The 24,559-nt window shown below is 61.8% G+C and carries 38 protein-coding genes; 11 read left to right on the top strand and 27 right to left on the bottom strand.

Annotated features, from left to right (window positions below; genetic code table 11):
• Positions 1 to 7 precede the first annotated feature (7 nt).
• A complete protein-coding gene (locus tag GRI72_RS02955; protein WP_160732420.1) occupies positions 8 to 277 on the top strand; it encodes a hypothetical protein in 270 nt (89 codons plus the stop codon).
• Here the strand turns inward: GRI72_RS02955 and GRI72_RS02950 are convergent.
• From GRI72_RS02950 to GRI72_RS02830, 25 genes are all read right to left on the bottom strand, one after another.
• Positions 274 to 2,862, bottom strand: a complete 2,589-nt coding sequence (locus GRI72_RS02950; protein ID WP_160732419.1) for a hypothetical protein — start codon at positions 2,860 to 2,862, stop codon at positions 274 to 276. The genes GRI72_RS02955 and GRI72_RS02950 overlap by 4 nt on opposite strands.
• A complete protein-coding gene (locus GRI72_RS02945; protein WP_160732418.1) occupies positions 2,862 to 3,206 on the bottom strand; it encodes a M15 family metallopeptidase domain-containing protein in 345 nt (114 codons plus the stop codon). The genes GRI72_RS02950 and GRI72_RS02945 overlap by 1 nt, the downstream gene beginning before the upstream one ends.
• Positions 3,181 to 3,744, bottom strand: coding sequence for a hypothetical protein (locus tag GRI72_RS02940; protein WP_160732417.1), 564 nt, complete (start codon positions 3,742 to 3,744; stop codon positions 3,181 to 3,183). Before GRI72_RS02940 ends, GRI72_RS02945 begins: the two co-directional genes overlap by 26 nt.
• Positions 3,744 to 4,592: a tail fiber domain-containing protein gene (locus GRI72_RS02935; protein WP_160732416.1), complete on the bottom strand. Its 849-nt coding sequence runs from the start codon at positions 4,590 to 4,592 to the stop codon at positions 3,744 to 3,746. The genes GRI72_RS02940 and GRI72_RS02935 overlap by 1 nt, the downstream gene beginning before the upstream one ends.
• Positions 4,582 to 4,950 (bottom strand): hypothetical protein, encoded by a 369-nt coding sequence (locus tag GRI72_RS02930; protein WP_160732415.1) that lies wholly within the window; start codon positions 4,948 to 4,950, stop codon positions 4,582 to 4,584. Before GRI72_RS02930 ends, GRI72_RS02935 begins: the two co-directional genes overlap by 11 nt.
• Positions 4,947 to 5,150, bottom strand: a complete 204-nt coding sequence (locus GRI72_RS02925) for a hypothetical protein (RefSeq protein WP_160732414.1) — start codon at positions 5,148 to 5,150, stop codon at positions 4,947 to 4,949. Before GRI72_RS02925 ends, GRI72_RS02930 begins: the two co-directional genes overlap by 4 nt.
• On the bottom strand, positions 5,147 to 6,553 hold the full coding sequence (locus GRI72_RS02920; protein ID WP_160732413.1) for a hypothetical protein: 1,407 nt from the start codon (positions 6,551 to 6,553) through the stop codon (positions 5,147 to 5,149). The genes GRI72_RS02925 and GRI72_RS02920 overlap by 4 nt, the downstream gene beginning before the upstream one ends.
• 1 nt (position 6,554) lies before the next feature.
• On the bottom strand, positions 6,555 to 7,211 hold the full coding sequence (locus tag GRI72_RS02915) for a phage adaptor protein (protein WP_160732412.1): 657 nt from the start codon (positions 7,209 to 7,211) through the stop codon (positions 6,555 to 6,557).
• A gap of 10 nt (positions 7,212 to 7,221) precedes the next feature.
• Complete coding sequence (locus tag GRI72_RS02910) at positions 7,222 to 7,560, bottom strand: hypothetical protein (RefSeq protein ID WP_160732411.1); 339 nt, start codon at positions 7,558 to 7,560, stop codon at positions 7,222 to 7,224.
• A gap of 197 nt (positions 7,561 to 7,757) precedes the next feature.
• Positions 7,758 to 8,735 carry an SU10 major capsid protein gene (locus GRI72_RS02905; RefSeq protein WP_160732410.1) on the bottom strand — a complete coding sequence of 326 codons (978 nt, stop codon included), beginning with the start codon at positions 8,733 to 8,735 and terminating at the stop codon, positions 7,758 to 7,760.
• Positions 8,736 to 8,814: 79 nt separating this feature from the next.
• A complete protein-coding gene (locus GRI72_RS02900; RefSeq protein ID WP_160732409.1) occupies positions 8,815 to 9,822 on the bottom strand; it encodes a hypothetical protein in 1,008 nt (335 codons plus the stop codon).
• Positions 9,823 to 9,887: 65 nt separating this feature from the next.
• Entirely contained in the window at positions 9,888 to 10,256 is a 369-nt protein-coding gene (locus GRI72_RS02895) for a hypothetical protein (RefSeq protein WP_160732408.1), read from the bottom strand.
• A complete protein-coding gene (locus GRI72_RS02890) occupies positions 10,253 to 12,325 on the bottom strand; it encodes a portal protein (protein ID WP_160732407.1) in 2,073 nt (690 codons plus the stop codon). Before GRI72_RS02890 ends, GRI72_RS02895 begins: the two co-directional genes overlap by 4 nt.
• Positions 12,322 to 13,713: a terminase large subunit gene (locus GRI72_RS02885; RefSeq protein WP_160732406.1), complete on the bottom strand. Its 1,392-nt coding sequence runs from the start codon at positions 13,711 to 13,713 to the stop codon at positions 12,322 to 12,324. Before GRI72_RS02885 ends, GRI72_RS02890 begins: the two co-directional genes overlap by 4 nt.
• 95 nt (positions 13,714 to 13,808) lie before the next feature.
• Positions 13,809 to 14,252 carry a terminase small subunit-like protein gene (locus tag GRI72_RS02880; RefSeq protein WP_160732405.1) on the bottom strand — a complete coding sequence of 148 codons (444 nt, stop codon included), beginning with the start codon at positions 14,250 to 14,252 and terminating at the stop codon, positions 13,809 to 13,811.
• A gap of 104 nt (positions 14,253 to 14,356) precedes the next feature.
• A complete protein-coding gene (locus GRI72_RS02875) occupies positions 14,357 to 14,884 on the bottom strand; it encodes a hypothetical protein (RefSeq protein WP_160732404.1) in 528 nt (175 codons plus the stop codon).
• A 523-nt stretch (positions 14,885 to 15,407) separates the two neighbouring features.
• A complete protein-coding gene (locus GRI72_RS02870) occupies positions 15,408 to 16,049 on the bottom strand; it encodes a hypothetical protein (RefSeq protein WP_160732403.1) in 642 nt (213 codons plus the stop codon).
• Positions 16,050 to 16,232: 183 nt separating this feature from the next.
• Positions 16,233 to 16,892 carry a DNA-methyltransferase gene (locus GRI72_RS02865; protein ID WP_160732402.1) on the bottom strand — a complete coding sequence of 220 codons (660 nt, stop codon included), beginning with the start codon at positions 16,890 to 16,892 and terminating at the stop codon, positions 16,233 to 16,235.
• Positions 16,889 to 17,170: a hypothetical protein gene (locus GRI72_RS02860; protein ID WP_160732401.1), complete on the bottom strand. Its 282-nt coding sequence runs from the start codon at positions 17,168 to 17,170 to the stop codon at positions 16,889 to 16,891. Before GRI72_RS02860 ends, GRI72_RS02865 begins: the two co-directional genes overlap by 4 nt.
• Positions 17,171 to 17,219: 49 nt before the next feature.
• Positions 17,220 to 17,894, bottom strand: coding sequence for a helix-turn-helix domain-containing protein (locus GRI72_RS02855; RefSeq protein WP_160732400.1), 675 nt, complete (start codon positions 17,892 to 17,894; stop codon positions 17,220 to 17,222).
• On the bottom strand, positions 17,891 to 18,235 hold the full coding sequence (locus tag GRI72_RS02850) for a PDDEXK family nuclease (RefSeq protein ID WP_160732399.1): 345 nt from the start codon (positions 18,233 to 18,235) through the stop codon (positions 17,891 to 17,893). Before GRI72_RS02850 ends, GRI72_RS02855 begins: the two co-directional genes overlap by 4 nt.
• Positions 18,232 to 18,897, bottom strand: coding sequence for a helix-turn-helix domain-containing protein (locus GRI72_RS02845; RefSeq protein ID WP_160732398.1), 666 nt, complete (start codon positions 18,895 to 18,897; stop codon positions 18,232 to 18,234). Before GRI72_RS02845 ends, GRI72_RS02850 begins: the two co-directional genes overlap by 4 nt.
• 112 nt (positions 18,898 to 19,009) lie before the next feature.
• On the bottom strand, positions 19,010 to 19,279 hold the full coding sequence (locus tag GRI72_RS02840; RefSeq protein ID WP_160732397.1) for a hypothetical protein: 270 nt from the start codon (positions 19,277 to 19,279) through the stop codon (positions 19,010 to 19,012).
• Entirely contained in the window at positions 19,276 to 19,749 is a 474-nt protein-coding gene (locus tag GRI72_RS02835; RefSeq protein ID WP_160732396.1) for a phage regulatory CII family protein, read from the bottom strand. The genes GRI72_RS02840 and GRI72_RS02835 overlap by 4 nt, the downstream gene beginning before the upstream one ends.
• The gene (locus GRI72_RS02830; RefSeq protein ID WP_160732395.1) at positions 19,742 to 19,939 is read right to left on the bottom strand and encodes a hypothetical protein; all 198 of its coding nucleotides are present in this window, start codon (positions 19,937 to 19,939) and stop codon (positions 19,742 to 19,744) included. The genes GRI72_RS02835 and GRI72_RS02830 overlap by 8 nt, the downstream gene beginning before the upstream one ends.
• A gap of 467 nt (positions 19,940 to 20,406) precedes the next feature.
• Between GRI72_RS02830 and GRI72_RS02825 the strand changes: the two genes are divergently transcribed.
• Positions 20,407 to 20,670: a hypothetical protein gene (locus GRI72_RS02825; protein WP_160732394.1), complete on the top strand. Its 264-nt coding sequence runs from the start codon at positions 20,407 to 20,409 to the stop codon at positions 20,668 to 20,670.
• Positions 20,671 to 20,715: 45 nt separating this feature from the next.
• Here the strand turns inward: GRI72_RS02825 and GRI72_RS02820 are convergent, their stop codons facing one another.
• Both GRI72_RS02820 and GRI72_RS02815 read right to left on the bottom strand, forming a co-directional pair.
• Positions 20,716 to 21,024 (bottom strand): GIY-YIG nuclease family protein, encoded by a 309-nt coding sequence (locus GRI72_RS02820; protein ID WP_160732393.1) that lies wholly within the window; start codon positions 21,022 to 21,024, stop codon positions 20,716 to 20,718.
• A complete protein-coding gene (locus GRI72_RS02815) occupies positions 21,021 to 21,194 on the bottom strand; it encodes a helix-turn-helix domain-containing protein (RefSeq protein WP_202388883.1) in 174 nt (57 codons plus the stop codon). Before GRI72_RS02815 ends, GRI72_RS02820 begins: the two co-directional genes overlap by 4 nt.
• Positions 21,195 to 21,287: 93 nt before the next feature.
• Between GRI72_RS02815 and GRI72_RS02810 the strand changes: the two genes are divergently transcribed.
• From GRI72_RS02810 to GRI72_RS02775, 9 genes are all read left to right on the top strand, one after another.
• Positions 21,288 to 21,893 carry an XRE family transcriptional regulator gene (locus tag GRI72_RS02810; RefSeq protein ID WP_160732391.1) on the top strand — a complete coding sequence of 202 codons (606 nt, stop codon included), beginning with the start codon at positions 21,288 to 21,290 and terminating at the stop codon, positions 21,891 to 21,893.
• 258 nt (positions 21,894 to 22,151) lie between these two features.
• A complete protein-coding gene (locus GRI72_RS02805; RefSeq protein WP_160732390.1) occupies positions 22,152 to 22,388 on the top strand; it encodes a DUF7303 family protein in 237 nt (78 codons plus the stop codon).
• The gene (locus GRI72_RS02800) at positions 22,385 to 22,687 is read left to right on the top strand and encodes a hypothetical protein (RefSeq protein ID WP_160732389.1); all 303 of its coding nucleotides are present in this window, start codon (positions 22,385 to 22,387) and stop codon (positions 22,685 to 22,687) included. Before GRI72_RS02805 ends, GRI72_RS02800 begins: the two co-directional genes overlap by 4 nt.
• Positions 22,684 to 23,139 carry a hypothetical protein gene (locus tag GRI72_RS02795; protein ID WP_160732388.1) on the top strand — a complete coding sequence of 152 codons (456 nt, stop codon included), beginning with the start codon at positions 22,684 to 22,686 and terminating at the stop codon, positions 23,137 to 23,139. Before GRI72_RS02800 ends, GRI72_RS02795 begins: the two co-directional genes overlap by 4 nt.
• Positions 23,136 to 23,261: a hypothetical protein gene (locus tag GRI72_RS14820; RefSeq protein ID WP_272916360.1), complete on the top strand. Its 126-nt coding sequence runs from the start codon at positions 23,136 to 23,138 to the stop codon at positions 23,259 to 23,261. The genes GRI72_RS02795 and GRI72_RS14820 overlap by 4 nt, the downstream gene beginning before the upstream one ends.
• A complete protein-coding gene (locus GRI72_RS02790; RefSeq protein WP_160732387.1) occupies positions 23,258 to 23,587 on the top strand; it encodes a hypothetical protein in 330 nt (109 codons plus the stop codon). Before GRI72_RS14820 ends, GRI72_RS02790 begins: the two co-directional genes overlap by 4 nt.
• Complete coding sequence (locus tag GRI72_RS02785; protein WP_160732386.1) at positions 23,587 to 23,820, top strand: hypothetical protein; 234 nt, start codon at positions 23,587 to 23,589, stop codon at positions 23,818 to 23,820. Before GRI72_RS02790 ends, GRI72_RS02785 begins: the two co-directional genes overlap by 1 nt.
• Positions 23,813 to 24,175 carry a hypothetical protein gene (locus tag GRI72_RS02780; protein ID WP_160732385.1) on the top strand — a complete coding sequence of 121 codons (363 nt, stop codon included), beginning with the start codon at positions 23,813 to 23,815 and terminating at the stop codon, positions 24,173 to 24,175. Before GRI72_RS02785 ends, GRI72_RS02780 begins: the two co-directional genes overlap by 8 nt.
• Positions 24,165 to 24,464 carry a hypothetical protein gene (locus GRI72_RS02775; RefSeq protein ID WP_160732384.1) on the top strand — a complete coding sequence of 100 codons (300 nt, stop codon included), beginning with the start codon at positions 24,165 to 24,167 and terminating at the stop codon, positions 24,462 to 24,464. Before GRI72_RS02780 ends, GRI72_RS02775 begins: the two co-directional genes overlap by 11 nt.
• Positions 24,465 to 24,559 lie beyond the last annotated feature (95 nt).

The following is a 24,559-nucleotide window of genomic DNA, read 5'->3' as shown; positions in this document are numbered from 1 at the left end:
TGCCCGGGTGAGCGATCCCACCATCGAGCGGATAGAAGCGGAACTACGGCAATCTCGGTTCGAACCGTGGGACGTGGAACTGTTCCTGGCGAAACGGCATCAAGCGAAGATCGACGCCCTCACCCGCAGCGACGAAGCCTCCCCTTGGGACAGACGCTGGACCGTTGCCAAAGAGCTAAGCGTCCTCGCTTTCGCCTTCATCGGGTATTTGACCGTCATGGCCATGGCAGGGGTGTGGCTACTTACGGGCCAACTCCCCATTCAACCCGTCAGTTAGTATTCGGACACAGTGAGCGGCAGGGTTGCCCGGCCGAACAGCCCACGGCGGGCATTGATGATGCGTCCCGCCGTTTTCATCGCCTCGGGACGATCCAGCAGGGCTTTCGTCAGCGCTTTCTGTCCCCGCCTTGTGCCCCCTGCCATTAGTGCGAGGGTGGCGAGCGCGGACCCGATGGCACCCGTCTGTGCGCCTTCACCGCCGCCGAGGCCCGCACCTGCGCCGGCACCTGCACCGACAAGACTGCCGCCCATGAGCATCTGGGCTCCGCGTCCGGCCGTCCCGCTGTCGGGGATCTGCGAAGGGAGGACCGCCTGCCCTTCGTCGGCCAGATCCCGGAGAGCCATCTCACCCGGATACTTCTTTTGCGTTTTTGCCACCGCACCCTGAAGCTGCGACGGCGTGAAGGTGTAAATCTCGCCGGATTGCGAGCCGCCTTTTGCCCGCGAGACAGCATCCTCTAGCGTCTTCGTGTTCCGATAAGCCGCGTTGGCATTATCAAGCCCCCGCACGACGCTTTCCCCGCCGCCGCGCTCCATCTGTCGGGTGAGGGCATCCTGAGCCTTTGTGAGGGCCGCTCGGTAGTCGCCTTCGAACCCCGGCTTGATGTTCTCCGACTTGTAGGACTTGAGGCCGCGAATGGCCTGCTGGTAAGTGTCGCCCGTCATCGCGCCAGCGTCGTTGATCGGATTGACGCGATTGTTCAGCGCGAGGCCGAGCTTATTCCGCAGGTCGTCGGGGAGCCTTTGCCCCATCGCCGCAATTTCGCTGAAGTCGCTGGCATACTGGCCGTCAAGCGGCACTTCCACGCCTGCCGTCGCGCTATCGTAGGCATTGCCGGCCTGTTCGTAGAGTGCTTCGGTGCCCTCCCGGCCGATAGCGTCAACCCGCGCGCCGATGGGCTTGCCCGCTTCGTCGAACGCTTCGCGATTGAACGCCTGCAACCCCTCAAGGCGGCGAGCGTTTATCATATCGCCCACCAGCGGGATGCTCGTGGCCTTGTCCTCAACCGACTTGGCCATACCGCCCAGCGACTGCCCCACCGTCAGCGGGACGCCTCGGGCGCGCAGAGCCTGCACCGGCTGCGAAGCGTTGATGCCTCCCACGGCCTTGCCTGCCGCCCGGCCGACACCCTGCCCCAGGACAGAGCCGCCCGCGCCGAATGCGGCGGTGGCCAGCGGATCCTGCTCGGTAATGCCGCCGTAAATGCCGCCGTATGCTGCATCCGTTGCAACGTTGCGGCCAAACTGTGCCCGGCTACCGCCGCCCAGCAGGCTCGGCGCTGCCTTTCCGGCAAGTGCGCCTGCACCGCGCGCCAACAGCCCAGTCCCGGTGATCGAGCCGCCGATCTGTCCTGCTGTCAGCGCAAGGGGCTGTTCCTCGCTGAGGGCCTGCATCTGAGCGGGCGCGAGCGCGGACACACCGCCGAATCCGCCCATGTCGGCTGCACCAATTGCCGCGGCCCCGAGAGGCGAGGCAGCAATGTCGTTCCGCACTTGCTCGCTGGTAGATAGGTCGCGCTCGGGCGGGGTAATGCCCGCCGGGACTGAGGATCCGCCCTGATCGAGATAATCGTTGATGCGGCTTGCCCAGGCAATGTCACCCTGTTCGTCGCCCTGATACCCGAACTGGCGGTTAAGGTCCGCGCGGGCACGAGCGTAAGCTTGCGGGTCGAGACGGCCGCCGCCCTGTTGCAAGAGGCGGTTCACCAGCTGCTCGTGCGCTGCGACCATTTCAGGGGGATACGGCTCTGCCGTAGTGGTCGCGCCTGCCCCCGCCGCCTGTGGGCCGCCCGTGCGGATCGCACGCGGCATGGTCAGGGCGTTACGATATTCCTGCCCGATGTTGCTGCCGCGCGGCGCGGTCCAACCCTTAATCGTGCCGTGCTGCTCGTAATAGCGGGCGGCGCTGTCTTTCGCTGCCCCGGAGGACCGCAACTCGCTGATAAGGTTACGCAGGCGGCGCGCGTTCGATTCCTCGTTCTGAGTGGGGTCGAACGTTCGGGCTAGGATGCCTTCGCCTTCCTTTTGCGTGAACTGCGCGCCCAGCGTCTGGCGCAGGGTTTCCTGAATGGCCCGTTCAACGTCTGCACGAACGTCCTGGCTCGCCGGATTGACCATCTGCTGGATAAACTTGGGGAGCCGGCCGAAGACGGGGCCAGTGATCGTATCGCTGCCCTCGATGGTGTCGAGCGCTTCCTCCAGCACGCGCAGCTTGTTCTCCAGCCCGGCCAAACCGCCACCCGCCGTCCAATCGGCATAGTCGGTCGCGAACGCTTCATCGACCTTGCGCTGCCCCGGGGTAAGTCCTCCGCCGCTGTTCTGCTCCGCAATCAGTTTGTTGGCCTGCGCCTGCGCGGCAGCAGCCTCCGCATTGGCCTTGCGGATCTCGGCATCCATGGTGGACGCCGCAACCGTAGCATTGGCCTCAGCACGGCGAGCATCCGCCGCCGCCTTTGGCCCTTCATACTGATACGTCGGATCGGCCGGCATCTGCGACTGCGGGCCTGAGACAAACACCGGGTTCGGGTCATTCGGCCCCGACGCCTCCCAAATGTTGCCAGCATCATCGACAAAACGAGGCATCAGCGTCCCCCATATCTGCGGCGCGAACCGCTAACGTCCGGTGCCTTCCCCCAACCCGGGAAGGTGACGTGAATTGAATTACCGTTACTCGGGATGGCCTTGGCCCCCGGATATTGACGCTGCACCATCGCGATAGCCTGGGCCTTCGTCATTCCCTTAGGAACCGCGAAGTCCAGTGCATCGCCCCGCGTGTGCGAGCTATGCCGCGTTTTCGTCAGCCCCTGCGCCCGCAGCGCGTCCTGATGCGCTTGCGTGCGAAAACCACTGGTCGGGGTAAATCCCTGCTGACGCGCCCACCCCAGCGGGTCGAAATCGGCATCAAAACCCGCCACCGGCGTTGCCACCGGTGCCTCCCATTGGCTTGAGGCCCCCAACCGGTCGCGCAGGCTGTTCAGCAATGTCGATCCGGTAGAACCGACCGTCCGGCCCTTGGCGGTATTCGTAGTTCGACGTCATGCGCTCAAGGTAGGCGTCGGCAGCGTCGGGATTGGTTTCCCTGAGCCATTCGTAATTCTGCTGCAAAGCGGTTCCGCCGGGATTTTCCCGCTGGTAGTCCTGTTTCCACCGCCAGTCCGCCAGATCGGCCGCCCGCTTGCGCTGCTCGGCCGCAGTCTGCGCCGCTTGCTGGGCCGCCATGTCTTTGCGCTGCTGAAGCATGTAGGCCCCCGAGGGGTCGCCGCGCATCAGCCCGCCCACCGCGAACGCCTTGTCCTCCCACCCCTCGCCCAGCAGGCGGGTGCCGAGGCCGGGCTTTGCGTCCGGTTTCTGGAAACCAAGCCCGTATTCGCCCTGTGGCGTCCGCTGGGGGACAATCGGGGGCATTTGCACGTCTCGTGGCGCGCCGAACAGGCCCCTGCGGGCGTTCCTGAAGCCGACAGCCATTAGGCCACCTCCTCATACCGGACGGTTGCGAAGCCATCGACGACCGGGCCAAGAGCGTTCTCGTTCACTTCGTCGGCCATGACCCCCATGTGGAACGGCCCTTCGCCACCGTAGCGATAGGTGTAGATCGGGGTGCCCGCGTCAGTCCGCCCAACACGGCGCACGTCGGTCTTCAGTCGCCGGTCGCTGAACATGCTCGCCGCCTGAAGCCCCATGCCAAGCATGTCCATGAAGCTGCCGGATTGCTTTTGCGTGCCCTTCACGTTCTGATACTGGCCCAACAGCCCGCCAACGCCAGCAGAGTTGGCAAGCGCACCCTGAAGCGGCAGCATCGCGCCCGCCTGGCCCGCCTCCATCGCACCGGCGACCGGGATATACTCCGCCGCCGTGACGCCCGGAGCCAACCCGGCCGCCTGCGTCTTGCGATCCATCGCCTTGTCATAGTCGGTATAGCGCAGGCCGGTTTCGTTCTTCGCCAGCTCGCGCCCGATCAGGCCGTAATAATCCGAACCGCCGGTAAGCCCCCGCGTGCCCATCTTCGCCTGAAGCTGGTTGCGAACGCTGTCGTTCGTCTGCGCGATCATGTCGTCGAGATAGGGGTTCTGCGTCGGGTCGCCGGTCAGCGTGTCGGTGAGATAGCCCTTTGCGGCATCAATCGCGGGATCGCCCTCGCGAAACCGGGCCAGCAGGTCGTCAGACAGGCCCAGCAGGTTATCCGAAACGTCCGCAATCTTGCCCCTCGACTGGTCATATGCCGCCTGTTGCGCGGCGGCCGCACCCTCGATCTGGCGGCTGTAAATCGGGCGGTTCGTCTGTTCCGTCTTCGTCTTTTTCGAGCTAAGACCCATCGCTCAATTCCTTCACTATTCGCACCTGATCGACCTCGTAGTCGTCGAGCACCCTGACCCACCCCGGACGACTTTCGATGCTCGCCAGGCGGCACCCCTGTTGCTTGCCCCACGCTTCCGCCATCGGGATGAGCGCGACGATCTCCTGCATATCGCCCGCAGCGGCGAGGCCATGCACCTCCCTCAATCCGCTGGGATACGTCTTGATTTCCGCCAGTATCGCGGCGCGGTCGGTTCCCCAGCAGGCCCAGAACCCCGCCCAAACCTGCGCGTCGATGTATTCTGGCGGGTAACGCTCGGGATCGAGCGCAACGAACTGTTCGCGGAATGGCAGATACGCCTGCTCGCCAAACCTCATTTCAGCCTGTCCGAAACCGCTTCAAGCGCATCCGCGATTGCCTGCACCTGCGCCTGTGTCGGCGGATCGCTAATCGTCGGGGCGGTGTAGATCGTCTGCCCGTCCCGCTCGACCGCCTTGCCGATAAGCCGGTTGATCGCCTGCGCCACCTTGCGCGGCCAGTCAGCAGTCTTGTCGTCAACCGGAACGCGCGGCGTCATCGCAGCCCCCCTGCCGACTGTTCCAGCTCCAGCGCTTCGATGTAGGTCCAGCGGTCGTTCGCGATGACCGTCTCAAAATCCATATACTTGCCGCGCGCCTGAAGCGGGATCCGCCCTGAGGGTTGCAAGTTGCTGCCCGTATCGACAATTCCTGCATCGCCCCGGCGCTGGGCCGACGTAACGTTGACCGTCACACCGTCGATTGCGTCAGTGTCGGGCCACACGGCCCTAAGGCGCGTCACCCGGTTGGGGTTCGGCGTAAACCGCCCACCCTTCAGGGTCGCGGTCATGTTCTGGCCTTCAAGCGTGCCCACCTCGCCGTCCTGCACGAAATACAAGCGCGGGGCACCGCCGCTCCAGCGCGGATCGTCCAGCGTGTAAGGCATCGCGTCGAGATCGGGATAAAGGACCGCCAGCGCGTCCAGGTCGATGCTGTTCTCGAAGCCCGCAAACACCCCATCGAACGGCATCTCAATCGTGCTGGCCCGGTCGAGTGCCCAATCGTAAACCCATGCCGTGCCGACCACGCCGGGGATGCCCCAGATAACCAGCGTGCGCTTCGGATCCACCGCAGCCCAGATATTCTCGAAAGCATCCTCGCCAAGCTGCTCGCGAAACGAGCGATCAAACTTTTCGTTGCCGATAGGCCGAATGGCCTGCCCGTCGTCGAGCGCGATAAAGCCGCGGTCGGACAGAAAGAACACCGTGCGCCCGGACTGCACAATCGAGGCCTTCGAAGCGCACCCGAAATTCGTGCTGATCTCGTCAAACTGGAATGGCGCGTCTGCATCCCCTGTGCGGCTCATACGCACCAGCCTTTGACGCTGGAGAATTACCCCGTATTCGCCCCCGGCCACGCCCATGACCTCGCCGCCGGTCAGCATGATTTGCTCACCAGCCTGATCGACACCGGGCGTCCACGAGGTATGATCGTTGAACGCGCTCCACGCCACCTTGAGATTGTCGCCATCCGGCTGCGCGATAATGACGTGATCGCCAATGACCGTTACGTCAGTCCCGGTAGGTGCTCCAGCGATGGCGCTTGCCGAACTGGCCGGCAGGTTCACTTGCTGCGTAATGCCGCCGTTGACGCACACCACGTAATCGCCGAACTGCGCGAACTTCCACCGCGAAGGCACAGTGAGCGACGTAAGAAGATCACTCCAGACCCCGCTGTAAAGCCGCACGAGGCCGTTCGACGTGCCCGCCAGCAGGAAGGCACCCCCGCCGGTGGAAATGAAGCTGGCACCGCCCTTGAAGGTCGCAGGAAGCGGCTGCGAAATGCTTTCGAAGCCCCCGACCGGACGATAGCCGTTCTGTGCGGGATAAACGTTCTTACAGACAGTCAGGATGTCCCCGCGCGGCAACTGGTCGGGCAGGAACGGCGGAAGGGGCCAGCGCATGTCAGATACGCGCGCCGCACACTTGCGTTACGCCCAGCGGGGTCAACGGCCCCGCCCCCCAGCGGTTCTTCTTGCCGCTGTCGTTGATCTGCGTAAGCAGGCTGGTCGCGATGTCGAGATTGAGCGCCGCCCGCTCGCTGTCACCCGTCTTATTGAACAGGATCGACAGAACCTGGTGCAGGTAAACATCGGGGTGTTCGTCCAGCAGCCAATTCGTCGGGTTGCTGTCCGTAAGCGCCGGAATGCGCGCGTAGTAAAGGATCGTCAGGGTCGTCTCGCCAACGGGGGCGATAACGAGGCGGCGGTTTTCGATAGCGCAGGCCATCGGCACGCCCGCCATGCCCCGGTAGAGCTGCCGAAGCCCGTTCGGAGACATCGACGTAAGCGGATTGTCGGGCGAGCCTTCAGCGTAAACCGAGCGCAGCTGGAGAAAGTCCAGCGGCAGGTCCGTTTCCTCTTGCGAGGTAGTGAAGACGTATTCCGTCTCCATCCGGGGGCAGCGCAATTCACGGTTGAACACCGCCTCAGCCCGCCCGATGGCCCGGTTGATCTTGTCGAGCGGATAGGCGTCGTCGTCCATTTCATCGCGGATTTCCGCCACGAGATCGGACAGGCTCGAGATAGAGTTGGCCGGGGAGGTCGAAACAGCAATCGTCATGGCCCACCCCTCAGAGAATTATGTTCTTGCACTTGAGATAGCGATAGTCGGGGTCATTCAGCAGCTTCTTGACTGCATCCGAATGGTCGGGGTTCCAGGCGTCCACGCCGAACTTGACCAGCCATTCATACATGACGCCGACAGGTATCTCTGCGACCTTTTCGAGACTGCCCAGGCGCTTGCCCTGGCTATCGATCTGCGCCCTCTTGTTCCGCTCGATAATGGCATCGATCGACTTCGCGCTTTGCTCATAGCGCACAAGAACGCCGTCAGGGTCGTCGGGATGGTCGCCTACATACTTCCTCAACCCGGTATCGGGGTTGAAGTCGATAAGCTCCCAGTTGGACACTACTCGACCAGCCCCCGCGCCAGCAGCGCTTCGGGATCTACGGGCTTGATCTTGTCGCCCTTGCGGTAGAACCCGCCCTTGCCGTCGCTAATCCGGCCGCTGACTTTGACTGTCATCGTTCCGTCGTCAGTCTTTTTCGTTCGGGCCATACTTGCCTCCTGCGAAATGGGGCCAGCCCGAAGGCCGGCCCCGGTCAATCAGGCCGCCACAGCCTGAACGTCGCGGATCGCACCGCTGGCCGCTTCGTTGCGGCAAACGAGCGCCACTTCCTGATAAAGCGCCTTGCGCTTCGCCAGGCCGGTCTGCGCCAGGTCGATGGTCTTCATCGGGTCCAGCTCGGCAACCGCCCAGTATTCCGGGTCGATCACCAGAACGTCACGGGTCGAGGTGAAGCGTGAGGGCACAAGCTGCACCCGGCCCGCATCGCCGTCGTAAACCTCGGCACCGGCCACGATAGTGGCAGCCGAGGACGTGACAGCGTGACGCTGGGGCGCGATTCCCGCGAACCGAGCCGCCGTGCGCTTCAGCGACATCGACATGAGCGCCATGGTCGGGTTGCCACCAGCGGCCCAGATATCCGCCAGCGTATCGGCAAACAGCGTCTCGGTCAGGTCGCGCAGCGTGCCGTTGCCAGCAGCGGCGTTCACGTAACCGGAGGTGCCGCCCCCCGAATAGGTCGGCGCGGTGCCGGTCGCCCCCATGTCGTTGTTCGTCACGAGGAAGCCCAGCGCGCCAGCGGTTTCACCTTCAGTGCCCGAGGCCGGCGGCACAGCAGCGTAGTTGCCGCAGAAACGCTTTTCGGCGTCGGTCTTCAGTTCGCGCCCCGCCTTCATGACTTCGCGGGCAAGCTCCGAACGGCGGCCCGCAGTGCGCGAGGCCTCCATCGTGGTGGACGAACCAACCACCTTCTTCATGATCTGGGTGTAGTTACCCTGACGGACGGTGTTCGGACGCGCCTCGTTGGCGAGGTCATCGCCCTGAAGCGTCTTGTTCTCCGCATTCGCAGCGGCGAGGGCGTCGGTCTGCCATTCGTGGTAGACCTGCTTTGCGTCCTCGCGCCCAATGGAGCGCTGGAACGGGCAGTCGTCGGGGAACAGCTCGTAGATCTTATCGGACAGGTCTTCGCGGACGCCAACGCGCCCGACCGCCTGGATCGTATTGGTAGGAACAGCCATAGTGAAAATTCCATCTGTTGCGGCCGCAGCCGCGTATTGGGAGGGTCAACGTCTCTCGACGTGGTGAAGTGAAACCTACTCAGAGGTGGCCCGCAGCCTCAAGCCAATCGGCCATCGCGTCGGCTTGAGCAGCACGGTTGCCGCTCGCTTCCTTTACGCGCTGCCATGACTTTTTGGCCTTCGCGGCCCTGCCCAAGGGCTGGGAGCCTGCGCCGGGCTTCAGGGACTTGAATTTCCCCGTTTTCTTGTCGCGACGGCGTTCTTTCGACCTGGCCTTGATCCGCGCCAGTTCTTCGCTGTCCTTCTTATACTTCGCAAAGGTCGCGAGGGCATTGAAATCGGTCGCGTCCATGTTGTCCGCCAGCTCGGCTAGGTCGTAACCGAACTCAGCCGCGACAGACATGGCCGCATCGACCAGTGCCTTCTTGTCCTCAGCCTCCGTATAAATCGGGAGCTTTTCGATTTCAGCGTTGCGGGCCTTGATCCGCTCCACCTTCATCTCGTCCGTCTCGACGCCGACCGTCGCGATTTGCTGCATAAGTTCGTCATGCTGGGCTTTCGCGTGGTCGTAGATGGCCTTGTCGCGCTGGTATGCCTGAATGTCATTATACCGGGCGGGGTCGGGAGCCTGCGGCTCGAAAGCCTTGGTGAACTCCTTAAGTTGCTCGGCATAGCGCGCCTCGGCCTGGCGATTTGCGGATGCTGCGGCCTGTTCGGCTTGTCGCTGGGCATCCCTCGCCTTGGTGGTCGCTTCCTGGACCTGAGTGTTGCGGCGGGTTTCACTGTCGGCCCAAGCGCGCTGGGCTTCCGGGGGAAGCTGCGCGAAGACCTCCTTTTCCTCCGCATTCAGGCTGACGGGCGGTTCGATGGCCGGCTCTTCTTCCGGTTCGTCGTCCTCGTCGTCCTGCTCAACCTCGTCGTCGTCCGCGCCTTCTTCAAGGTCGCTTTCGTCTTCAAGGTCGTCTTCCTGCCCGTCTTCGGGGTCTTCGCCCTCGTCGCCAAACAGGAAATTCTCGAAATCTGCCGCCTTATCTTCCACACTGACAGGTGCGGTCGAAACAGCGGCTTCCGTTTCAGGATGGGCCATTGTCATCGTCCTCATGGGATAGCCGACGCTTCGCAGCGTGGGCGGGTTTGCCCGCTAGGGGCGGCTTAAATGCTCTTGCGGATCGGCGTGACGTTCATCTTCGCCCGGCGATCCTCGTTGACTGCTTCGATCTCGCCCGCCGCGATTACGCTGCGGACCTGCGCGGCCAGCTGATCGGCAACCCGAGCGCCGATTGCCAGCGTCTCCAGCGTCTTTGCATCCCCCGGCTTCACCTGCCCCATTTTGGCGAGGTATTCCGCCTTGATCTTGTCCAGCAGGTCGAACAGGCCGCCTTCCTCGCGGGCGAACTCTTCGAACCGAAGCGAGCGGGCCTTCTTGTCCCCGCCCATGTTGCGACGGGCTTCCTCTACGGGCCAAACGTCGAAACGATTGCAGAGCCACAGGATAAGGCGGACAGCGAGGTTACGCATCATTCTGCCAAGCTCCCACCGGGCCGATTCTGCGACACGTTCGCGTCAGCAAACTCGCGCTTCAGCTCCGCCTCAGCCGCCATGCGTTCACGGGCCAGCCTCAGTTCCTCAGCCGCCTTGTCGCGGGCCAGCTCGCTTTCCAGCGCCGCGCGTTCACGCATGACCTGCATGTCCATCGCGTGCTTCTGGCGCTGCGTCTCGATATCGGCCTCGGTCTTCTGGCGCTGCAACAGCGCTTGCTCTTCGGCCTTCTGCCGCTGGAGCGCCGCATCAGCCCCTGCCTTTTCACGCTCAAGCTCAAGCTTGCCCTGCACCTCGACCAGGTCAGCGTCGGGCTGCTGTTCCTTCGCCGCCATGCGCTGCTGAACCTCGGGATCGGACGGGTCATACATGAAGTCCTCGCCCTGCCCGACGCCGGTATCCCGCGCCATGCCGTCAAACCAGTTGAACGCGTGTTCCGGCCCGGACAATCCCTGTTCGATCGCAGCCTGAAGCGGCCCCAGCAGAGCGGTGCGCGCCATGATGCGCTTATCCTTGCTGCCGTTGCCCAGCCCCACGTTGACCCGGACATTCATGTCTTCGGGCCACTGCGACGGGTCCACGAGGCGATATTTGCCGTCCACCTTGATGCGGAACGGCTCGGCCTCGACACGCATCAGGCGATAGAGCTTGGCGAATGCGCGGGCCATCGCTTCCGCCAGATTGCGGGCGATGTATTCCTGCTGCGTCTCCGCCTTGCCTTCGCGGCCGGCAAACTCAGTGGCAGTCTGATTGTTGAGCGAGTTTTCGTCCAGCGTCGGGGTCGCCCGACCTACACCCGACCGCCCCTCTTTCTCCCGGCTGACCCACTCCATCGCCTGTAGACTGTCGCCAATATTGAAGCCGGTCTGTAGGTTCGTGACCGCCGCCACGCCCCGCCCACGCACCGGGCTACCCGGAATGGGATTAAGCAGGTCGTCCAGCGTCTCGTCCGTAGCCGAGTCCATATCCACGTAAGGACGCGGCATGTTGGCAAAGGCCATCCCGTCGATCAGCTGACGCGCAAAGTGCGAGCGCAGCAACTGAAGATCCATGACCTTGTCGGCCAGCGAATAGCCGATCAGGCGATGCTGACGCGGGAACGGGCAGAAAACACTAAACGGCTGCTCGTCAATCGTCTCAATCGAAGGCTCGCCGGTCTCGGCGTCGATCAGGATTTCATTCTCGACCCGGTAGCTCTTCACCAGCTCGGCAATGCCGTCGCCGTCCACGTCGATATGCGAGTATTCCTCGCACAGCAGCACCTTTTCAAGCGCAGGCGTCGATTCCTCGCGATTGTAGCTGTCGAGCTTGTCGCTTTCCGTTTCCTCGACCGTCGCAACGTCGTAGGTCGGCAGGCCATACACCTGCTCAGGATCGAACCCCATTTCCACCAGGTCCGAACGGGTCATCGGGCGGACGTGCGCCTGATAATCCGCCGTGTCCTCGTGCGCCGCCGCAGGGCTGAAGCGATACTCGTCCGTAGGAACGGAATGGATCGTATATCGCTTGATCGTGCGCTGCGTCTTCACCAGCGCCCGGCCTGAGCCGTCCTCGTTTTCGCGGACGTCCTCGATCTCGCCTTCGATCAGCCCAAGCTGCAACGGGTCATCGAAGGCAACCCACTGCCGCGATACCTTTTCGTCCTCTTCGCAGCTGACCTTGAAAATGCCGATCTTGCGCTGAAGGCCGTCCATGCCCGTATCGTTCAGAACGCGATAGCCGTCCTGCTGGCGCATGAACACGTAATCAATCGCAGCGGTCGCATCGTCCGCCGCCTGTTCGCCTTCCTCGTCAGTAGCCTCGAACTCAACCACGCGGTCGCCCGAGACGAACATCTTGAGGATAATCCCCAACATGCCATCACAGGTTTCCTGCACGTCAGGCAGGACGATCTGCGAACGCCCATCGATCTCGTTACCGAAGGGCTGGGCCTCGTAATAACGAAACGCCTCTTCCTGAAGCTGCTCTATCTGGTCGTGATAGTCGTCGGCCGCCTCGTATTCGCGCTTGAGGATCGCCGCCAGGTCTTCAGGGCTGGTCGGTTCGTTCATACCATCGCCCTCTTCAGCTTGCTCAGATCCAGCGGCTTGCTTGCCTTCGGTTGCGGGCGAATGGCCGCGCTTTCGAACGACTTGTAACCGTGTGAGAACTCGTCATGCCGGGGCCGATCCTTGAACACGCCCAGCTTGTCGTCCCATTCCTTGCGATAGTTATCGAGACACTTGATGAGCCGGTCGCACCGCTCTTCGTCGATGTAGACGTTCGGGAAAAACGTCCGGCTCGCCTCAATACCGTCCTGTTCGGTGCGGATGCGCTTTAACGTGCGTATCGGCCTGATGCCGGCCTTTTCGGCCTCCTGCTTGCGGGTCGTCGCCTCCTTATTCAGGAGGTGAACTTCCACGTCATGCGGCATCCAGTGCTCGCTGTAGTCGTATCCTCGCTCGCGAAGAATGCGGGCATAGTGCCCGAAGCCCTCCCCGCTGTTCTCGTAATAGTCGATCGCGCGGCGCTCCATCCCGACATCCTGCCAGAATGTGATCGTCATGCTGTCGTCGTATCCCAAATCCCAAGTCGTATAGACCGGGGCGTCCAGTATCGGGATGCGACAGATGCGCCCCTGCTTTCGCATCGTCGCCATCTGAGTGCTGAAATACGCACCCTCTACGCTTACCTCGAAAGCCTCCTTCGGCGTCGAAGGAAACTCCCGCTTCATGTCGTCGCCTTGCTGCTCGGCTTTCTTCACATACCAAGCGCGCTGCTCGTCATCGAGCGGCTCACCCTGCACCTCGATGACATACGGCTCGATCTTGTCGAAATACGCGGTCATCTCAGCCGTGATGACGACGCCCTCAGGGTCGAGACGATACTCCGGCGAGGTAAACCAAGGCGAGAAATGAAACTTGAAGTCCAGCGGGCTTAACGGCTCGCCGCTCTGCATCTTGTGCTCAGCTTTCTGGCACATGGCGTAGAAGTCGCCAGCCTGCCCCTCAGCCGTGCTCTCAACCGTTATGCTCTGCCCCGCCTGAACCGTGTTAAACGCACCCGTGCGGACCTCTCGGGCCTTCTCAGGATATTTCGCACACAGCTTACCGTATTCGCTTACGTGCAGCCGCTGGAGCGTGCCAGAGCGCAGAGACGTGCCGACACGAATGCTCGATCCGTTGCCGAACTTCATGCTGTCAGCCGCGTCCTGCTCGGCAGGGACTAGCGACCGGAAGGCCTGCGGCAGATTGTCATATGCGAACTTGATCTTGTCCGCGAAGAACGCCTTCGCATCGTTCAGGTTGTGGGCGATGACGCCCGCCGAAGTGTTCGGAACGAACAGGCAGTCGTCCAGCATGTCGAGCTGGATTACGGTGGTGAAGCCCTTCTGCCGAGCCTTCAGCACCACGTCCATGCCGTGCCGCTCCTGGAGAAACCTCTCCTGGTCGGCGTTCATTCGGAAAGGGACAACCTTCCCGTCCTTACCCTTGATCTTGTAGAAACCGTCCCGAAGGCGCGAGAGCTTATCAGGCCACCGCTTCATCGCCTCCCTTAGGAGGTCTTGCGGCCCAGCCATTCGGCCAAATCCTCATCGACCGCGTGCGTGTGGTCTTGCTGGACCCGCGGACCGTAAACCTTCGGGCGAAGCTGACCGGCGATCCACTTGCGGGTATCGATCCTCAGCTGGCTCCGCCGGATGGCCTCACCATTCTCTTTCCAGCCCGGAGCCTCGTCCTCTTTCCCGTAGCGGACCATCCAATCGTTGGTCGCGTCGTCGGCAATGTCCAGCGTCTCGTCGAACAACGTGTCGGCTTGAAGCTCACGCGCGCTCGCGTATTGCTGCCGAAACTCCTCGTCCTGCCTGAGCCAACGGTAAACCGTCGTCTGCCCCGGCATGTCGTCTTCGCAGCAAATCTTACGCAGACTCTCGCCGTCAGAAATGCGGTCGAGTATCTTGTCCGCCAGCTCTTGATCGAAGATCGTCGGGCGCGCCATCGTCTCTCGCCTTCCCCCGGCTCCGCTAGGCGGTGGGCCGGTGTGTATGCGGTGTGTATGAAACTTTGTCCCGATCGCAGCTGCGATGTGTTCGCGTCGTGCGATCACAGCAACTGAGTGCGTTTCGCGTGCTTTTTCAGATTGTCCTTTGCCCACAGCGGGCGCAGATTGCTCAGCGCCCAGCAGGCGCGAAACTCGGGGTCTTCAACTGATTTAAAATTGAACGACGACACCGGGACAATGTGGTCGATGTGCCACTCGCCGTAGTTCTCCCAAGTCATGCCAGGCGCAAACTGCCTGCCGATGTGTTCCCGAAGGTCATCGGCCGTATAGCCCAGCACCTCCCTCCACGTCCGCTGCTGCGCGTTGACCTCGCGCATCGCTCGCCGCATTTGACAACGGATGGCCTGGTCGAGACGATACGCCGGGTCAGATTGACGGCGCGCCTTCAGATAGGCGTTTCGACGAGCGCGATAATGCGGGGTGTGCACCACCAACCGGTTACGGATCTTTCGGCACTCATAGCAGTCGCCGTTCGGCAACCGCTGGTCCACATGGCCGCGCCGGCAAACGTCCGGCGACTTTTTCTTCTGGGAATCGGCCTTTGCACGCTCTATGCGCTGATTAGCCAAGCGAACCTCCTACGTTCGTTTTGGTCAGGGCCGGAGCGGGTCTAGCCACCCGTTTCGGCCCGCTTGTTCTACCTCATTCCCACTCAATTTCAACCGCCGAAGGTCTTCCGATAGCGACAAAAGGCTGCGCCTCGCTTTTCGTGAGCCGTCGGCGGCGCGACCCGCTTAGGGGCCGAATGCAAAAAGCCCCGCCGGTTAGGGCGAGGCTCTAAGGGGTTGCTGCGCGACCTCAACCTTGGGCGCTGCATCCAAGGCTTATGGCGAGGACCAACTCAGGACCGCGCAGCAATTCGCAAATAGCTGCCGTGGGCATGTCGCCAATCCCAACGCTCTGCGCGGGCAACACGGCAATTAAGGTTGCTGCGGGCCTTCGGACCCGGGCCTGTCATCCGGGCCTTGTGGCGTAGGCGGCTCTATACGCCCGCAGCAATTCGTGAAACTCAGTCGCACCCCTTCCGGGCGCTTCTCTGTATGATTGCAGACATGGCATATTTCGAGGCATGTGTCAACCTTTGTTCGTGATCTAGGCGCACTTTGTTCCAAGCCGCTCGTGCATAGCGTCCACGTCCTCCTGGCCGATCTCCCGCATCGCCTTGCGGTAGATATCTGCCCAGTTGTCCAGCGCCTGCCCAAGCAAACGCTGCGCTTTGGGCCAGCCCATGTTGTAGCGCGAGGCAATGGCCTTCAGCCGGTGGTCGCGAAGCACCATGTCCACGATCATGCGGCGCGGGATCGGGAGAGACTGCCGCCATTGCGTGTAGGCCCGCTCAGCGCGAACGTCATACAGGCTTTCCACCAGCTTGTCCGATGCCGAGCCCGAACAATCCACCCTCGCTTCCATGCTGGCGCACGATACTCCGGCTTCACGTTCGATCCGCTCGGCAATGCGGGCGATCTGCAATGCCGCCCCGAACTGTTCGCTTGATAGGGAGCCACGGTCGTGCATCGCCTTCAGGGCAGAGCGTTGCTTGCGGTGATAGGTCCGCGCGCGTTCCTGCGTGGGGGCATAGCCTTCCACCAGCCCGCCCTGCCGCAGCGTCTCGGGGGTGACAATGCCCTCCCCCTGCCTGCGCTGCGTCTCTCGGGCGCGAGCGACACGGGAGCGCCACTGGAGATAGTTTTCGTCCCGGCGCTTGGCGAGCGGGTCTGTGCGCGTCTTTGCCATCCTATGTGCCTCCCTTAAGCCCTCTTGACCGCAATGATGTCCCAATCGTGCCCGGTGTCGCTCCATCGAAGCTGGGCGGCGGTGTAAGTGTGCTTCCTGTCCACGTAACCGCAGCGAAACTGGACGATGAGGCGGCGCTCGCCAGTGCGGGGCTTTCTCCCGCGTGTGGGGGTGAAGCCCGGTTCATGCTGCATCCGCCCGGCCTATGAACAGGTCGCCTTGGCGCTGGGCCTCTTCGATGCGGCGGCAGGCGATGTCGAAATACTTCGGTTCGCGCTCGATGCCGATGAAGTCGCGGCCCATCTGAACAGCCGCTACGCCAGTCGTCCCGCTGCCCATGAACGGGTCTAGGATGATTCCGCGTGTCCAATCACAAACGGCGCGCATCAATTGGACCGGCTTTTCAGTCGGGTGAAATTCGTTCCCCGTGCGCGGAGCCCTTACAACATCATTCGGACGTCCACGGGGGAAGTCGTGCGCTTCCCCAGGATAGAAGAGGCAGAGTTCCGTTTGACGTCCATGCTCGTGCTCAAGGTCACCCATTGAATGATTGTTCTTAACCCACGTTATAACACTGCGAGGCCTTGGGACGGTGGCCAGATTGTCCCACCTACAAAAGACATAACGACTGTGTGAAACAGGCAAGCCACAAGCCCACACCAGCAATTCTTCGGTATCGTCATTGTCGATAGCTAGGTGCTTTTCCTTTCGATGATTGCTCTGGAACTTCATTCCAAACGGCGGATCGGTCACAACCGCGCCCACCTCCGGCAGCGTCGGCAGAATATCCCGGCAGTCCCCCCGATACAGGGTAGCCCGGCCTATGGTGACAGGGGAGGTCATGCGGCGTTCAGCGCCCGTGTCGCGCCTTCGATCAGGCCCCGAACCTCAGGGGGCGGCAACTGTCGCTCGACCTGGCCCGGCAGACGGCGTTCAAGCGGTTTACCCATCCGCCACGGGGTCGCCTCTTCCATTGCCTTGATAACGGTCGGCACGATCTGTCCGTGGTGCGTGCAGGTCTTGCGCGCCTCCCCCAGACCGATCCGAAGGATGCCAGCGCGATAGCCTTCCAGCTCGTTTGCCGCGACCGCAAGCCATTCCGCCGCCGCGTCGTCTGTCATGCTGACAGGGCGGACTAGCGCGAAACAGGCGGCCAACTCAGGGATAATTTCAGCGGCCGTGCTGAAGTCTTGCGAGCGCTTCCTGTGCTGCATTTCGCGTGCTTCCGCCGGTTGAATTGCGATTTCGGTTGTCATTGCTGGCTCCTTTCACCCAATCTGCCTTGAACCCTTCCCATCCACGCATCGTGGCCTCTTCGATTGCGGCCTCCAGCGTCCAACCGGCCTTGTCCGCCTCTCGCTTGAGGCCCTTCAGGGCTGTCTCGGTGACCGGTTTCTTTCGCTGTCGGGTGAAGTCTCGCCAAATGGCCTCACTCACCTCATCGGGCTTTGCGCATTGCACGCGCGTCTTAGATTTACCGTTAGGTAAATCATTGACGGTTCTTGACGGTTTGGGTGGCAATTTGCCGGGGGTCCGCGTCGTTTTTGTCGCCCCGTCATTTTGCCGGGGGGGCGATTTGTCAGGGGTGGCAATTTGCCGGGGGGTAAACCGATATTTGCAGCCCTTTCCAATCACTTCCTCGCGGCTGATATGGCCAGCGGCTTCAAGGCGGCGGAGATTGCGTTGCACCGTCCTGGCATCGCATCCGCACTTGCGCGCGAGGGTGGCGATCGAGGGCCACGCCAGGCCGTCGTCGTTCGCGCAATCGGCCAGCGCCAGCAGCACCAGCTTGTCCTTTGCGGGCAGGTCCATATCCCAGACCTTGGACATGACGCGGATGCTCACGAGAAGTCCTCCACCGCGAACCCGCCGCCATCTCGCTTCGCGCGCTTGCGAAGGGCGATGAAGCGGAAGGGATACTGGTCGGCAGCGACCTTGATCTTGACCCGCGCGTCGTCCTGCCAGAACCCCTTGACCTCGTGACATTCAAGCTCGCCAGTGCTAAGCATGACGGCGAAATCCGGGGTGTAGAACGTCTTGTCCGCAAGGCGCAGCTTCAGGCCCTCAAAGCGATACCAGGCGATCTCGCCAGCGCTCTTTCTCAGCTCCAGCTCGCGGGCATATTCGGCCTCGGTCTTGTTCATCTGGCCGGTTTTCAGGCGGCCAAGGGCATAGGAGCGGTTCATGCCTGCCACCCCTCAGCGAGGTGGCGCAGATCCTCGTATGCCTCGCGCATTTCCGGGTATTTCCGGGCGCGGTCGTCAAAGGTGTTCCATGCGTAGATGATCGTGGAGTGGTCGCGGCCGTCCAGCACCCTGCCGATGTCAGGAAAGGAAAAGCGGTGCTCGCCGCTGGCAAAGCGCATTTCGCGCAGGATGCGAATGGCGACGAAACGCGCACTAACCTTGTGGTGGGCGCGGGACTTGCCGAGAATGTCCTGCGGCTTCAGGCCAAACCATTCGGCCACAGCGTCGATCACGCGGCGCGACAGGCGGACAGGCGGCCTTACCTTGGCCGGCGGAACGAATGCCACCGGCTTGCGCCTGATGCGCGGTTTGGGCGTCGGCTTGGGCAGGTCCAGACGAACGACCTTGAAATCGTCGCCATCGTTTGCAGCCGGGTCGATCCTGTGGCGGTTTTGAACAACCCGCTTGATTGCCGCGGCATCCCGGTGGCGCTTGTCGATCCATTCCTGGATGCGGTGCACACCGGGCGCGATCCCGTATTCGCGAATGGTGAGAGCGCGGATATAACCAGCGTCGTTCATGTAGCCCGCGAGACGACGCGCATAAGCCGCATGACCGTCCGCCTCGTAATTGCTGGGGCGTTCCCGTGCGATACTCTTCACAGCAGCACCCCCGCGATAATCAGGGCAGCACAGATAGCGATAAGGGCCTTGGGGAAAGGATCGGGTTCAGATTCCCAGCCCACCAGTTCAGCGCCGTTGGTGTCGTGCATGGTTAGACCTCCACCGGCTTGCGGTTCATGAGATCGATTACTTCGCGGTCGAACTCGTCTGCCTTGGGGGGAGTGACCTTGCGGAAGCGATGGGCATAATATCCGAGCGCATTCGGATGATCGATTTCTTCGAACGTTAAACCTAGCGAATCTGCTATTACCACCGAAGCGACGGTGTAGATGCGCCCCTTGATCGCTGGGTGCCGCCCCAGCAGCGGACTTGGCTTATCATCCACGCACAGCGCCAGATCACCTCTCTGCCAATCGCTCATGCCGCCTCTCCCGCGCTGGACAGGGGCATGACGGTCGCGATAATGTGGTCAGCAGCATCCCGGCAAAGCGGGGCCTCGGTATGGTCGATCCGACCGTCAGCAGCAGCCGTGGCGATAATCGAAAAGTGCTGTAGGCCGTTCGCGACGATGGAATGGACGCACAGGTCGTCCGCTTCGTCCAAGGGCTTGGCACCACCGTAACCGATATTGGCCAGCAGGCCGTTAACCCGACGCTGCCCCATGACGACACAGAGCGACAGCATGGCAGCCGGTTTCAGCTTCCTGCGCCCCTCCCCGGTCTTTCTCAGCGCATCCAGGTAATCAACGCTGATGCCAGCAGCCTCGGCGAGTTGTCCGCGCGTCATCAGGCGTTCGATATGAATGAAGCGGTGAATCTCGCCGCAGATCCACTCTTGAAGGCGCTCGTCCGAGAACAGTCCCTCGTCTTGGACAGACTTGCTGTCAGCCATCGGCTATCTCCGAATTATGGAAAGGATGGAGAAACGGCCCGGCGAGATCGTCACCATTGGGGTGGCGGCCGCTCGGGTCGTGCGTGAAATTGGCGAACGTGTCGGGAGCGATCTGCGACCACGGCGGGAACATCAGAGCTTCCCGGTAAGCGCCGTCATCGCTGCCAGTGTCGATGATTGCGGGGATCATTTATGCCCTCCCCGGCCGCAGGGCGATTGCGACAATCGCGAGGATGGCAAAGATGATCGCGATAAGGTCGATGCCGGAGTAGCCAGTCATTTACTGGCTCCGCGCTTGGGCAAGTCGGTTCGCCAATGTCTTGCGCTGCTCGTCAGTCAGGACACGCTTTTTGCGGAACGGGTTCTTGCCCATTCGAAAGGGGTGGAGCGCGCAACTCACGATGGTGCATTCGCGAACCTCGGAGGGCATATCTCCACAGCAATCGAGGCATTTAGCGCGGACAGCCTTAAGGACGCTCATTCAATCCTCCTGTTGCTTGGGCACGATCCCGGCAGCGATTGCGTCGGGTATCTCGTGCAGGATCGGGGGGAGCGGCTTGTCGGGGGTCATGCGGCACCTCCGCCGGGGGCGCTTGCTACACCCCCGGCTTCGGCTATCGTGCGAACTTGCGATGGTGACGCACGAAAGGGACCTACATGGACGCCACGAGTATCGAACTCAGCAAGATCAACTTCATTCTCGAAAACCTTGTGGCCACTTGGCTGCACCGGGTTTCCGACAATCCGATTGACGACTGCGAAGGGCTGGCCGAGGAAATGCACAGGCAATTTACCGCCCTCCCCGCGACAGTTTTCGGAGAGGAATTGTCGCCAGAGCAAACCCGACAAGCACAAGAAGCGGCAGGCCAAAGGATGGACCTTTTTTGGGCGGGCGTGCGCGAGCGCTTGCGTTCCAGTTAGGGTCGAACCATTCGGGCGGGCGATTGCCGACGATATAAGGGTGGGTCATGCTGCTTTCTCCAGTTCGCTCACCAGCCCCTGCCGCTTGAACCACTTGTCGTTCTGGGCACGGCGGCGCTCGGTAATGAGTGCGTCGATTTCGGGGGTCAGCTCGAACCATTCGCCTTGGCGGCGATGCGCGGCGAACCGGCTATGAAGCGCCATTTCCTGCGCCCGACCGCCCTTCATGGTGGCTTCGATAACCAGCGGCATTGGGCAGCCGCTTTGCAGGGTTTCCAGCCTGCGCTGCGGATTGCAGCTGTGGCCGATCTTGACCTGCCCGAGGGAGCGGCATGTCATAAAATAGACGCTCATGCCGCCTCCCTTCCCGCCAGCAGGGCTTGTGCCGCCAGAAGGGTTCGCTTGTCCGTGGGCAGTTCGCCGCGCTCAAATCGGGAAATTGTGGTCTGGTGCAGCCCTAACCGGGCGGCCATTTCCACTTGCGAAAGCCCAAGCGCCTTCCTGATGCCGAGGATGCTATCCATTCCTCGTATATATGCGCATACGCATAGGGGGGTCAAGTGTTGATATGCGCAAACGGTTTCGGGAATCATCGTATCCCGGTTTATGCGGGCGCCATGACCGGGAAGCTCGCCGAAAAAATCAAAGCGATCCGCTGTGCCGCAGGCTTAGGCCAGACAGAGTTTGGCGAAAGAATGGGGGTCAGTCAGTCCACTGTCGTTCGCTGGGAACGTGGCTCCAGGCCCCAAAGCGATGCGCTGCACCGCATTGCGGAGTTTGCCAACACCACGATTGAGCGCCTCATGGATCTTGACGATCTATCCGGCACTTCCCCGGGCGATATACCGGTTGTCGGCTACGTGGGCGCAGGCGCGGAGGTTTTTCCTTACGACGATTACGCTCATGGCGAGGGCCTGGATCACGTCGAGCGGCCGCCTACTGTTACTGGCCGCGCCGTTGCTGTCGAAGTAAGGGGCGACAGCCTCTTACCCACTGCGGAGAACGGTTGGCGCTTGGTTTACACCGGCGAACAAACTATCGTTGAAGACGAGGTTCTTAATCGGATATGCGTCGTGCAGCTTGCTGATGGCCGAATGCTCGTTAAACGCATAATGCGAGGTAGCCGCCCGCAGCGCTATCACTTGGTATCGACCAATGCTCCGATTATAGAGGATGTTGAGATACTTTGGGCGGCTAGGGTTAAGGCGATCATACCAAGATGACTGAGATTATATCAACGTGGCCTTGGTATGATCGCTTGGTGATATTCGCGGTAATTTTCACCCTCCTTTACGCGCCCTACTCCCTGAGCAAGCAGCTCAGCGCCATTACCCAGATACTCAAGGACATTCGGGACAACACGCGCCAGTAGCTGGCTGCAAAAATGCGCTCGCGCATATTTAGCACTTGACTGTATGCGTATGCGCATATAAACCACCTCTCAACAGGTGATGCTCGGCATCACGATAGAGAGGTGAAGCATGGCAGACTTCAAGATCGAAAAGGGCATCGAGATGCCCGCCTCGCATCGGGCGATGCGCCGCTATCCCTTCGCGGATATGGAGGTGGGGGACAGCTTTGCTGTCCCGGTCAATGACGGCGAAGACGATATGACTGTCCGCAGCGCCGCCTGGGATTATGGCCGGCGCCACGGCATGAAATTCACCGGCCGCCTCCTTCGCGATGAAGGCGTTCTCCGCGTGTGGAGGGTGGCATGACCACTCCCAACGAAGAACGCGCAGGGCATACGCCGTGGTCGGTAAAACCGAAGTTCAGCGGCGATGGCTTTCACATCATGTCCGCCCCGATTGGGGGGCGCACGTTTCGCCTATTCTCCAGCGACTGCGCATCCGAGGCGGACGCGCTGAAAGCCGCAGCCGCGCCGGAGTTGCTGGATGCCGCTGAGAAGTGGGGGGTGATCCTTACGGTCGGCATCATGCATAGCGAGCCATCCAAGGTCCGAGAAGCAATGGACGACCTTGCTGCCGCAATCGCCAAGGCACGGGGTGAAGCATGACCCGCTCCAGCAACAAAGCAGCGCGGGAGCTGTTGGCGGAATTGGAGGCGCTTCTTCGCGCCCAGAAGCAGCACTGTGATTGGACGCACGACAAAGCTGTTGCTGGCTTCATGGAAACCAACGGCGACCGCATTCTCTCCGCCCTCCGCGCAACACATAGCCCGAGTGAGGCAGAGGTGGAGCCGCTCGACGAGTGGGGCGATTGCGGAAATCTCGGTTGGTGTGGGATGGGCGACAAGTCCTACTGCACCCGGCACAATCGCGAGGGTTGGGTTGCGGCCAAACGCGCCCTCTCCCTCCCGAGCGATAAGACGGTAGAGCTTCTGAGGGAGCGCGACACTCTGCGCAAACTGCTGGTGGAGTATGGCGACCGCGTGCGCATGGCCAGCGCTGCCGAACATCAAGAAATCATCGATGCCGCCTTCGACTCCCATCTGGGAGAGATGAAGTGAGGAGGGACGAACAAGATCAGGGCGCTTCGAGCAAGCTCGACCGGGCCGAGACGGAAACCGGCTCGGTTCACGAGAGCGCGGTCGGCAACGCCGATGCGCCCAAAGGGGAGCGCGAACAATGACCGCTCAATCCCCCATCAAACCCACCACCCCCGAACACCGCCTAGCAGATGCAGCAGCAGAAGAGCTTATCGCGGACGTTATGCGCCTGCACGGCGAGGTCGGCAATCTCCTTGCTGCTCTGACGCGCTCTGGCGGCGAATGGTCGATCCACGCGCTCCACGCCAACCTTGCCGCTGTTCGTGCAGCCCAGGTCATCTGGAACGACGACCTGGAGGTGGAGGCGGACAACACGGAAGCCGAGTTGCCCGAATACCGGGTGGCAGCGGAGTTCAATCCGTCGCGCGTCCATCCGAACGACCTCTGCCAATCGAAAGGTTACGTGTGATGAGCGACAATCCGCCCGCATTCCCCTGCGTTCACGATAAGCACCTGCAAGAAGGCATGACCCTGCGCGATTGGTTCGCGGGGCAGGCGCTGACAGTTACTGCCAAAATACCCCACCAGCATGGGATGAGCATCGTTCAAGTTGGCTCGCCCATGCACCCCGAAAAGGCTGCGAGCGCGGCATATCGCTTTGCCGACGCCTTGCTCTCCGAACGGGAGAAGAACCATGGCTAATGAAATAGAACAGTGGGCGGCTGAACGAGTGTGTCAGATCGTCAATGAGGACGGCTCTACCTACAAGCCCGAGTGCTTCCTCGAGGAGGGTGCGCTGCTTTCCTACAGCATAGGAAAGGCCTTCGCCCGATACATCATGGAGCACGAAGAGCCGCCGGTTGATCCACTGCTGCTCGAGGCGCGGGAGATTTGTGCTCGCGCATTTGAGCAAGATGACAGTTTCAGCGCGAAGCAGTTCGCACAGAGCGTTCGCAATGGCGATGTGGATGATGTCGGCGCCATGAAGGCGACCCGAGACGCCCTCCGCCGTGGCTTCGAACTCGGCAAGGCCGGGGAGCCTACCGATGGCGAGTAACCGCTCCCACTACGAACGGCTGTGCGCCCGTCAGGACGACATATCCCGCATGTCCCTATCGGACCTGCACTACCGGATTGGCAAGGCCGTAGAGGACCGCCCCGGCGTCCTGAATGCCCCTGATGGCACCAGCAACACGAACGTCCGTCATTTCGAGCGCATGGAAGTAAGCACCCTACCCACGATGGGCCGCCTTCAAGACATTGCTGATCAGGCCCGCGAGGAAATGGGCGAGGCACGTTGGCAAGAACTCCAGGCGGAATGGCCGAAAGAGGAGGAATACCTGTGAACACTTACACCCGCGATCACAAGCCGGGGAACGGTCAGTTCATGTCCCCGCTGCTTTCATTTCGCCGGCCGCCGGTGGGGGAAGCCCCCATGCGG

Source organism: Pelagerythrobacter marinus (assembly GCF_009827515.1).
In the GTDB taxonomy this organism is placed as follows: Bacteria; Pseudomonadota; Alphaproteobacteria; order Sphingomonadales; family Sphingomonadaceae; genus Pelagerythrobacter; species Pelagerythrobacter marinus.
This window is presented reverse-complemented; position numbering and strand designations above follow the sequence as displayed.